The sequence below is a fragment of the Pantanalinema sp. genome (assembly GCA_036704125.1).
Taxonomy (GTDB): domain Bacteria; phylum Cyanobacteriota; class Sericytochromatia; order S15B-MN24; family UBA4093; genus JAGIBK01.
Genome location: DATNQI010000013.1, coordinates 21,223 through 30,927, shown reverse-complemented (window position 1 = coordinate 30,927; position 9,705 = coordinate 21,223). Strand labels below are relative to the sequence as shown.

Below are 9,705 nucleotides of genomic sequence, written 5' to 3'. Positions count from 1 at the left end.
ACCCCCCGCCCCCCGCTGGGGCGGGGCTGGGGGTGGGGGGATCCAAACGTTCCGAGTCCCCACCCGGGGCATAAGGAACTTGATCGTATCCCCCCACCCCTGACCCTGCCCCACCGGGGGGCGGGGAAGACATGGCAGATGCTGGTCTCAGTTTTGATTGACTTGTCGGATCAGTTGGCCAGGCGGAACGTCACGGGGACGCTGAAGAGCACCTTCTCGCCCGCGATCGCCTCCGGCAGCGGCGGGAAATGGCGCAAGCGCTGGATGGCGCGGACGGCGGCCGCATCGAGCAGCCCGTAGCCGGAGGAGGTCTGAACCTCAACCCCCTCGATGGCCCCGTCGCGCGCGACGGCACATCGCACGACGCTCTTGCCCGCCCATCCCATGCGGCGCGCCTGCATGGGGTACTCGACCTGCCCCTCGATCATGGCGAGGACCAAGCCCAGGTACGTCTCGTTGGACGCGAGGGCCGCCTCGGCGGCCGCTGCGATCGGGGGGCTTCCCGTGGCCTCGGCGCAATCACAGGACGGCGAGGCCGCGGCGAGCTGGGCCTCCGGCCCGGCGTCGCTTGGGACTGCCTCGCCGGCGAGCTGGACGGGCGCCGAGGCCGACGCGGGCGCACTTGAACGGGTCGATGGCCGCATGGCGGGTTGGCGAGCCGGCCTGGGCGGCGCCACCGTCCGCGCTTGAACCGGCGTGGACCGAGGGCGCTCTGCGGGCGGCTCGGGGCGCTGGGGCCTGGGGACCGGAGCCTGGGGAAGGTCGCGAAGCACCACGGGGATGATCGCGTGCGGGGAGACGCTGCTCGGGGTCAGGCCGTGGAAGCCTGCCCACAGGCCGCCTCCGTGCAGGACGATCGACGCGAGAAGCGCCCACGATCCCCGAGATGCCGGCCTCATCTGAAGTGGTGATGCCGGATATCGGCGGCCACCTCTTCGAGCCGGTTGGACACCTGCGGGATCGAAAAGCCCACGAAGAGGGGCGAGACGACGAAGCGGGGCACGACCTTGACCGCGATCCCCGGACCGCGCTCGTAGAAGAAGAGGTTGTAGCTGTTGCAGGGGTAGTGGAAGTGGTTCAGGACGTGGTGCGTCGCCATCTGGACCAGGTCGGCCATCCGATCGAGGGCGTTCAGGTCGTGCAGCTCATGCAACAGCACGTTGAACTCGAAGAAGCCCATGCGCGGCTGGGTCGAGAGGTTGAACGAGACCCCCTCCTCCTCGCGGATCGAGATCCCCTCGAAGTGCGCCTCGGACAGCCGGTCGCGGTAGTCGATGTCGTTCAGGCCCACGATCTGCATGTGGGGATGCCGCAGGCTGCCGCCCGAGCTGGGGCCGTGGTTCTTGTAGAAGAGGACCGAGGCATATTCGCCGCTGTCGATCATCTCGCGCCAGCGATCGACGCCGAAGCGAAAGAGCCGGTGCAGGTGCGCGGGGTCGTACTCCGAGAGCTCCGCCTCGCACGCGTCCGTCTCGATGAGCACCGTCTGGAAGGCCTCCTTCAGGACGGGAAACTTGTTCTTGACCCAGATGATCGGGCCCTCTTCGGCCAGGATCTCGGAGAGCTGGTCGCGATCGCACAGCGGGCAGGACGCCTCACGGTTGCGGATGTTCTCCGGCTTGAGGCGCCCGATGTGCGAATCGAAGCAAAGATGCGTCTTCCGGGCCATGGCGACGATCTTACCGAGCCTCGGCGTTCTTTACAACTCCTCGGGGGGCTTTCCGAGTGCCTGACCCATGACCGGCGCCAGCGCGATGGCCACCCCCGCGTGCTGCGTCGTGTAGGCCTCGGGGGCCGCGCTCGTGAGGAAGAGGAACCCCAGGGGCTCCCCGTCGTGGTAGAGCGGGACCGCCAGGCTGCTGCGCATCCCCTCCTGGAGCAGGGCCCTGGTCGCCTCGGAGGACGGCCGGAGGCGCTGGTAGTGCTTGAGGTCGTGGATGATCCGGATCGCTCCCTCGCTCATCAGCGGCCCGAGGCTCGAGCCCCAGTCCAGGTGGACCCCCTCGGAGTGCCACACGACGGGGTGGTTGGAGAGGAGGCGGTTCGCCGCGAGGGTCTGGGTGGCCGGGTCGATCACGGAGAAGGCGATGCGGTCGAAGGGGAGCAGGGGCCCCAGGTGATCGACGAGCAGCTCGAAGGCCTCGTCCGAGGTCTTGGCCGCCCGGAGCATCGCGGAGAGCTCGTCGATCAGGCCCTGCACCTCCGGCGAGAAGTCGTGGCGCGGGTCGCAGGGATCCCCGGTGCCGTGCAGGCGCTCGCGGTCGATGGGGTGGATGAACTCGACGGCGTTGATCATGAGCGCCTCCTTCCGTCTGCTGCTCGCCGTCATGTTACGACCGTCGGTTCGGCGGGTCAATGGCAAGATCGGCGCAGGAGGCCGTCATGAGGTACCATGGCCCGAGGGCCGCTTGGTCCGGTGGGAGATGTGCCGTGGCTGGAATCTTGGTCAATGCGCGGGGGATCCTGGGGTGGATGGGCCGCCTTTCGATCCTCCCGGTGCTCGCGCTGCTGCTGTGGGGGCCCGCTCCGGGCGGGATGACCCCCGGGATGCGCGCGGTCGCCGCCCTGAGCGTCACCATGGCGATCCTCTGGGTCGGCGCCCAGGTGCCCCTGGCCGCCACCGCCCTGCTGCCCATCGTGCTCCTGCCCGCGCTGGGCATCCTCTCGCCCGCCGAGGCCGCGGGGGCCTACGCCAACGACATGGTCTTCCTCTTCATCGGCGGCTTCGTGCTGGCCAACGGGATCGAGCGCTGGGGGCTGCATGGCCGCCTCGCCCTCGGGATCCTCGGATGGCTGGGCACCTCGCAGCGACGCCTGGTCGCCGGGTTGATGGCCGCGACGGCCTTTCTCTCGATGTGGGTCTCCAACACGGCCGCCGCCCTCCTGATGATGCCCATCGGCCTCTCCGTCCTGAAACTCGCCCCCTCGGAGGCAGGCGCCTTCAGGGCGGCGATGGTCCTCGGCATCTCCACGGCCGCCACCGTGGGCGGCATGGGCACTCCGATCGGCTCGACCCCCAACCTGCTCCTGATAAGCACGGCGCAGCGCCTCTACCAGGTGAGCATCGATTTCGGCGCCTGGATGATGATGGGGGTCCCGCTGGTGATCGTCTTCACGGCGATCGCCTGGGTCCTCCTGACCGTCTTCCTCTTCCCGCTGAGGGGCGATCGCCTCTCGGTCGGGCGCGAGGCGATCGTCGCCCAGCGACGGGAGCTCGGGCCCGTTCGGCGCGAGGAGTGGTTCGTGGGGGCCGTCTTCCTCCTGACGGCCCTCGGCTGGATCTTCCGGGAGTCTCGCACCTTCTGGGGCGTGACGGTGGGCCTCGACCGGTGGCTGCCCGGGATCGGCGACGGCACCGTCGCCATGGCGGGCGCTCTCGCCCTCTTCATGGTGCCTCTCGCCTTGCGCCCCGTGCGCTTCGCCCTCGACTGGGAGACGGGCGGCAAGATTCCCTGGGACATCATCCTGCTGTTCGGCGGAGGGATGTGCCTGGCGGACGGCATCCGGGCGACCGGTCTCGACGCCCTTCTGATCAAGGGAGTCGGCGGGATGGGGGACGTCCCGGGCCTCGCGCTCGTCGTGCTGGTCTGCGCCGTCTGCGTGCTGCTCTCGGAGTTCGCCTCCAACACGGCCACCGCCGCGCTCTTGCTGCCGCTGGCGGGTCCTTTGGCCGTGAGTCTCGGCGAGGGCCCCCTCTACCTCATGCTCCCGGTCGCGCTCGCCACCTCGCTGGGCTTCATGCTCCCTGCCGCCACGCCGCCGAATGCGCTGGCGCTCGCCACCGGCCACGTCACGGTGCCGCAGATCACCAAGGCGGGCGCCTGGCTCAACCTCATCGGGCTGGTGCTGGTTCTGGTCGCCTGCTTCGGCATCGCGTTCCCCCTCATGGGGGTGAAGCCGGGCGGGCTATAAGTCCGCGCTCAGGCCAAGGAGCTCCGGGGGGCGCCGAAGGATTGCTTCGCCCCGATGGAGAGCTCGAGGCGATCGCTCTTGCCGTTGTCCCGGCGCGGCGCGGCGGCGGCCTGCTGTTCGGGGGGCTCGTCGTAGACCCCCGTCATGCCGATGCCGTTGTTGAGGAGCCAGCCGTTCGCGGGGCGGGCCTTGAGGCCCGGGAGGTTGGGCTTGTCGGGGAAGAACTTGGCCTGGGCCGCGTCGCCCAGCACCCAGGTGGCGGCGAGCAGGGCCTGGTCCTCGACGTAGGCCGCCATGTCCTTGCCTTCCTGCTTGGCTTCCTCCTCGGTGTCGGCCATGGCGCCGCGCACCTGGTGCATGAGGATGCCCACGGTGTTGGCCGCGATGCAGGCGTAGGCGATCACGTTGCCGAAGGCCATCGCCCCCGAGGCCACCGCGAGGCTCGCGCCGCCCGTCAGGGGCGCGGCGAGGACGGCGAGGGCCGTCAGGACCACCGAGCCCACGAAGGCGACGCCGGTGGCGGTCGAGAAAGCCTCGACGGTGCCTTTCACCGGCTCCGCCTTGATGCCCTCGACGGCTTCGCGCACGGTCTCCACCGGGTGCAGCAGGGGATGGAACATGCCCTGGACCATGGTCTTGAGGGCGCCCACCGGGTTCGAGACCACGCTCGCCACATCCTCGCCGATCTGCTCGACCATGGCCTTGTTGGTGGTCACCAGGTTGTCGATGACGCTGCGCGGCTTCTCGGCGGCGCGCTCCGCCGTCGCCGCCGGCTTCGCCTCCTGGGCGGGGCGGGGCGTGCGGGACAGGGTGAGGGTGGTGGAGAAGGAGGAGACGTTCATGCGGGGGGGACCCTCTCACAGCAGACAAGGGTTCTATTCCCGGTCCGGGGGAATCTCTCTCTTAAAGGTGGGTGAAGCTTTTCGCCGAAGGCTTTAAACCCGGGGCAGGGCGCCCAGGGCGTTGTTGAGGAGGGTCATGCCGCGCAGGGTCTCGTCGATGACGTCGTACTTCAGGATCCAGCGCCGGCCGCCCGCCACGAGCGCGAACAGCAGGCCGCGCCCGTCGCCGCAGAAGCGGGGGACCGCCGGGCAGTTCACTTGCGCGTCCAGGCCGAGGCCGAGGTTGGCGTACGGGACCGCGTCGAGCATGCCGCTCGCGCGATCGAGCACCAGGAGCCGCGCGCCGGCGACGAAGGCGATGAAGCGACCGTCCAGGGAGATCGCGACCTCCAAAAGCCTACCGCCGTCGAGCGCGAGGGCTTCGCCGCCAAGAGGCAGGAGCTGGGCGAGGCGGGTGCTCAGGACGTCGTAGAGGTAGAGGATGCCGTCGAGGACGAGCACCAGCCACCGCCCGTCGCCCGAGAGATCCAGGTCCTCGATCACCCCGTCCCCTCCCGAGCGGGAGCGGGCCTCGGCCTCGGCGGCGATCTTGGTGAGCTCGCGCGTCTTGGTGAAGTAGGCGCCGTCGGTCTCCTTGAGGACGACGGTGCCCTTGTGGCTCACGTAGGCCAAGAGCCGGCCGTCCATGCTGATGCGGGCGCGGGGGCCGCCGTGGTCGGCGCGGGCGTCGAGGGCGACGGTGGCACGCGTCTCGGTCAGGGGCTCCCACAGGTAGATCGTCCCCCCCAGGCTGAACAGCACCCGGCCGTCGATCAGGGCGCGCGGACAGAGGGCGTCCAGCCCGTCGCAGTCGTCATCGAGCGGAAGGCCCGCCAGCGCCCCGCCGAGCAGGTAGATGTCCTGGACGGCCTCGTCCCACAGGAAGAGGCCGCCGAAGGCCTTGCCCCGGTTTTCGCGGCAGGCGGTGAAGGCGATGAAGCGGCATGGATCGAGCGGGACGGGGATCGCCCCGGGTGCAGGGGGCGCCGGCCCGGGTGGGGCCTCGACGACGGGGATCGCGCTCGGGGGCGCGATCAGGCCGGCGTCAGGCAGCGCGCGCTGGGTGCAACCCGCGATCGCGAGGATCGTGGCCGCCCGGGACATGCGTAGAAGCATGCGGCGCATGGGCATGACGAGACCACCTCGCTTGCGACGTCGAAGGCGCGTAGGGCCTCCAACTTAGCACGCGAGCGAGGATCAGGCTGGCCGAAGTTGTTGATGCGATCTGGCCGAAGGCCTACATTCCCTCGTCGGGGAAGGTGCGGATCACCAGGTTGTCCATCAGGTCGACGGAGACGGTGACGACCGGCTTGATGGTGATGCGGAACTCCTCGTCGGGGGCCCCGTACACCATGCGGAAGGGCTCGCGGGCGAGGATCTTGTAGCCTTCCTTGCGCAGGCTGCTCTCGAGCTCCGCCAGGTAGTCCTCTCCGAGGTCGTTCCTCAGGGTGATCTCCTGGCTGGCCAAATGGCCCGTGCGATAGACTTCGTAGATGACCTGCGAAATCGAGGCTTCTTGTTGCACCGATCCAACTCCGTACGCGACGACGGCAGACGCCTCCCTGCCTGTTCTGAGCGTAGCATAAGTCGCCCCCATGCTCCGTGAGGGACGCCCCTGCGAGGGCCCTAATTATTGTGAAGCGACCATGGTGCCGCGGGGCGCTCGCGCATGCGCTGCAGGCCGAGGTAGGCCATGCCCCCGGCGAAGGTCCAGGCGAAGTCCGCGACCTCGACGTCGCCCCGGCCGAGCCCCGGCAGCATCCCCGCATCACGCGCCTCCTTGAGGGCGCCGGCGCAGCCTGCCCCGATGAGGGCCGCGCCCGGGTCGTAGCCGGCCGCGGATAGCATCCAGGCGATCGCAAGCCCCGCCACGAAGTGCTGGAGCTTGTCGTTGCCGACCGGCACGCTCGCGATCGTCCAGCGCGGGCCGCTCTCGGTCGATCCGAAGGTGGCGCCGAGCCCGAAGGTGACGCGCACCTCGGCGCGCGCGGGGGCGGCGCAGAGCGCCACGGCGATGAAGAGGGGCAAGCCCCGGATCCAGTGACGCATCAGCCCTCCCGGTCCTACCGGGAGGGCATGGTCGGTGATTCGAGAAAGCGAGCGTTAGGCCCATGGGGCCAACGAACCTAGTGCCCCGCAGAGGTCTGCTTGCCTGGTTCGGGGATGGTCCTCACGTCGGTGGTGCGCAGGCCGGGCACCAGGCGCATCACGATGCGGCGGTTCTTGGCCTGGTTGGCTGCGATCGCGCGGCCCTGGGCGTCCCGGTTCGGCATCTTGGGGAAGATGTCGGCGTAGCCCGCGGCCTTCAGGCGCTGCTTCTCGACGTCCTGGTCGATCATGAAGCGCACGACGTTGGTGGCACGGCGGCTCGAGAGCTCCCAGTTGGAAGGGAACTCGGGGGTCCGGATCGGGGTGTCGTCGGTGTGGCCCTCGATCTCGATGGTGTAGTTGCGGTAGTCCTTGGCCTTGATCTCGCGGGCGATCTGGCCGAAAGCCCCCTTGATGGCCGGCTGGAGGTCGGCCTGGCCCAGCTGGAAGACCGCCGACGAGGCGAACTCGATCACGACCCCCTTGCCGTCGCGCGAGACCTCCACCTGCTTCTCGAGGTGCTTGTCCTGGATGATCTTCTCGATCTGCTTCTCGATCTGCTCGATGGGCTTGGGGGCCTCCTTGCCCGAGAACTGCTTCTTGAGCTTGGACTGCACCTGCTCGAAGGCCGCCGGGTTGATGGTCGAGACCGAGAGCATCAGGATGAAGAGGGCCATCAGGTTGGTGATGGTGTCGGCGTAGGTCAGCAGCCAGCTCTCGTCCTCCTTCAGGGCGTGGCCGCCCCCCTTGGGGCCGAAGGGGCTCTTGTTCTGGCCGATAGGGTTCGCCATGGCCCTGGCCTACCGCTTGCCGAGCTGGAGGGGAGCGGTCCCCTTCTTCTGCGGGGCGCGGGCGTCGCCCTCCTTGAAGTACTGGTAGCCGGGGTCCACCAGGGCGTTGAGGCGGTCCTGGACGTAGCTCGGCGCGCGCTTCTCGCTGAGCATGACGACCCCCTCGAGCTGCATGTAGCGGCGGAACTTCTCGATCTCGAGGATCTGCTGGAGCTTGCTCGCGGCCGGCATGAAGACCAGCCGGGCGAACACGACGCCGTAGAGGGTCGCGAGCATGGCCATGGCCATGGCCGGGCCGATGGCGGCGGGGTCCGAGCCCATGTTGCTCAGCATGATGACGAGGCCGACCAGGGTGCCGACCATGCCGAAGGCGGGGCCCTGGGCGCCCATCTGGTTGAGGATGTTGGCGTGGACCAGTCGGCGGTTGAAGCTGGACTCGATCATGTCGCCCAGAAAGAGGCGCAGATCCGCCTCCTTGTAACCGTTCAGCAGCAGGTCGACGGCGAACTTGAGGAAGGGGTCGTCGGCCTTGCGCGCGGCGAAGTCGTCCTCCACCGCGCTCAGCCCCCGCTGGTTGAGCCCCGCCCACTCGACCATCAGCTTGATGTCGTCGTGCAGGGTCATGGGCTGGATCGGCTGCATCACGAAGATCTGCCCCAGCCCCGCCAGGGCGCGCAGGACGTAGCGGGTCCGGTAGCCGATCAGGGTGGTCGCGAGCGTCCCGCCGATGACGATGGCGAAGGACTCCAGGTGGAAGAAGATGTGGTAGTCCTTGGTCGCCGACATGATGGCCCAGATGCACAGGCCGAAGCCCAGGACGATGCCGAGCAGGGTGGAGACGGAGATCATGGGCATCGCGATAATCCTTCTTGCTACTTGAAGGCCAGGCCGAAGGTGACCTGGTAGGTCAGCCCGCCGAAGTCCTTGACCGTGCCGTCCAGGCCGGGCACCGCCTGGAAGCCCACCTCCTGCTGGGGCACGTAGACGGCCCCCAGGTTGAGGAACATGTCGGGCGTGAAGCGGACCATCAGGCCGGCCTTGCCCGTGAACTGGTAGCTCAGCTGCGGCGCCTGGAAGATGAAGGTCTCGCCCGGGCCGAAGTAGAGGTTGAAGACCCCGTCGTTCTCGCCCTTGACGAAGAGCGGGTCGAGGCGCAGCAGGAAGAGGGGCGAGAGGGTGACCATCGGAAGGCTCAGCTTGGGGTTGACCGAGCCCATCTGGTCGATCTGGAGGTCCACGCCGAAGGCCGCGTTCTCGGCGAAGCCCATGTTGCGAAGGCCCATGAAGCCGACGCTAAGGCCCGCCGGCGAGACCTCGTCGGAGGTGCCGGCCGCGGCCGAGCGCCGCCGCATGGCGTAGCCCGTCATGCCGGTGTAGGCGTAGAGGCCGTTGTCGCGGGTGCGCCGCTCCAAGGAGACGCGCCGGCGCTCGGCCTCGAGCTTCGAGGCTTCCTCGGCCTGGGCCTGGGCCTCGCGCTCGGCGCGCTGGAGGTCGAAGTTGTAGGCGAAGCGCTCGGTCCAGAGGATCTCGCCGTCGCCCACCCGGACCAGCTTGGCGTTGACGAGCACCATCCGGTCCTGGATCTGAGGGGCGTACATGAGGATGGCGTCGGCGCCCACCGACTGGCCGATGGCGCGCATGCGCGCCAGCGACTCGATGGTGTTGCTGAGCTGGAAGTTGGTGCTGCTCGACTCGACGCGCAGGGTCTTGGCCTCGCGGGCCTCGATCACCTTGAAGCGGTGAAGGCGCAGCAGCTCCTCGCTCAGGCGGTTCTCGACCACGGTCGCGAGCGCCTCGGTCTCCTCACGCTTGCGCTCGTTGTACATGAAGAGGCGCACCGCGGTGGGGTCGACCCGGGTGATCGAGTCGGGCAGCGCCGGGATGACCCGCAGGATCGCCTGCGGGTCCGAGAGGATCTCGGTCAGCGCCGCGATCGGCTTGGCGGGATCCTTGGGGGCAGAGAGGGCGGGGGGGCACGCCGCGATCCCCACCACGGCGGCGAGGGCGACGGACAGGATCTTGCTCATGGGGGC

General features: G+C 68.9%; 11 protein-coding genes. 1 reads left to right on the top strand and 10 read right to left on the bottom strand.

The genetic code is table 11. The features are described from left to right. Positions 1 to 170: 170 nt before the first annotated feature. From V6D00_01815 to V6D00_01805, 3 genes are read right to left on the bottom strand one after another with little or no spacing between them, the layout of a single operon-like run. Entirely contained in the window at positions 171 to 899 is a 729-nt protein-coding gene (locus tag V6D00_01815; protein ID HEY9897893.1) for an energy transducer TonB, read from the bottom strand. After that, complete coding sequence (locus V6D00_01810; GenBank protein ID HEY9897892.1) at positions 896 to 1,669, bottom strand: DUF4931 domain-containing protein; 774 nt, start codon at positions 1,667 to 1,669, stop codon at positions 896 to 898. Before V6D00_01810 ends, V6D00_01815 begins: the two co-directional genes overlap by 4 nt. A 30-nt stretch (positions 1,670 to 1,699) precedes the next feature. Then, a complete protein-coding gene (locus V6D00_01805) occupies positions 1,700 to 2,296 on the bottom strand; it encodes a GAF domain-containing protein (protein ID HEY9897891.1) in 597 nt (198 codons plus the stop codon). Between the two features lie 134 nt (positions 2,297 to 2,430). Here V6D00_01805 and V6D00_01800 point away from each other — a divergent pair, with 134 nt between their 5' ends. Next, the gene (locus V6D00_01800; protein ID HEY9897890.1) at positions 2,431 to 3,912 is read left to right on the top strand and encodes a DASS family sodium-coupled anion symporter; all 1,482 of its coding nucleotides are present in this window, start codon (positions 2,431 to 2,433) and stop codon (positions 3,910 to 3,912) included. Positions 3,913 to 3,920: 8 nt separating this feature from the next. On the opposite strand, the gene V6D00_01795 is transcribed toward V6D00_01800, so the two are convergent. The 7 genes from V6D00_01795 to V6D00_01765 all read right to left on the bottom strand — a co-directional run bounded on the left by V6D00_01795 (position 3,921) and on the right by V6D00_01765 (position 9,699). Further along, a complete protein-coding gene (locus tag V6D00_01795; GenBank protein ID HEY9897889.1) occupies positions 3,921 to 4,754 on the bottom strand; it encodes a hypothetical protein in 834 nt (277 codons plus the stop codon). A 93-nt stretch (positions 4,755 to 4,847) separates the two neighbouring features. Then, on the bottom strand, positions 4,848 to 5,918 hold the full coding sequence (locus tag V6D00_01790) for a hypothetical protein (protein ID HEY9897888.1): 1,071 nt from the start codon (positions 5,916 to 5,918) through the stop codon (positions 4,848 to 4,850). A gap of 112 nt (positions 5,919 to 6,030) precedes the next feature. Next, positions 6,031 to 6,318, bottom strand: coding sequence for a hypothetical protein (locus V6D00_01785; protein ID HEY9897887.1), 288 nt, complete (start codon positions 6,316 to 6,318; stop codon positions 6,031 to 6,033). A 101-nt stretch (positions 6,319 to 6,419) separates the two neighbouring features. Beyond that, complete coding sequence (locus V6D00_01780) at positions 6,420 to 6,842, bottom strand: hypothetical protein (protein HEY9897886.1); 423 nt, start codon at positions 6,840 to 6,842, stop codon at positions 6,420 to 6,422. Between the two features lie 77 nt (positions 6,843 to 6,919). After that, on the bottom strand, positions 6,920 to 7,672 hold the full coding sequence (locus V6D00_01775; protein HEY9897885.1) for a flagellar motor protein MotB: 753 nt from the start codon (positions 7,670 to 7,672) through the stop codon (positions 6,920 to 6,922). Between the two features lie 9 nt (positions 7,673 to 7,681). Continuing rightward, a complete protein-coding gene (locus V6D00_01770; protein HEY9897884.1) occupies positions 7,682 to 8,527 on the bottom strand; it encodes a MotA/TolQ/ExbB proton channel family protein in 846 nt (281 codons plus the stop codon). A 17-nt stretch (positions 8,528 to 8,544) separates the two neighbouring features. Next, on the bottom strand, positions 8,545 to 9,699 hold the full coding sequence (locus tag V6D00_01765; GenBank protein HEY9897883.1) for a FlgO family outer membrane protein: 1,155 nt from the start codon (positions 9,697 to 9,699) through the stop codon (positions 8,545 to 8,547). Positions 9,700 to 9,705: the final 6 nt, after the last annotated feature.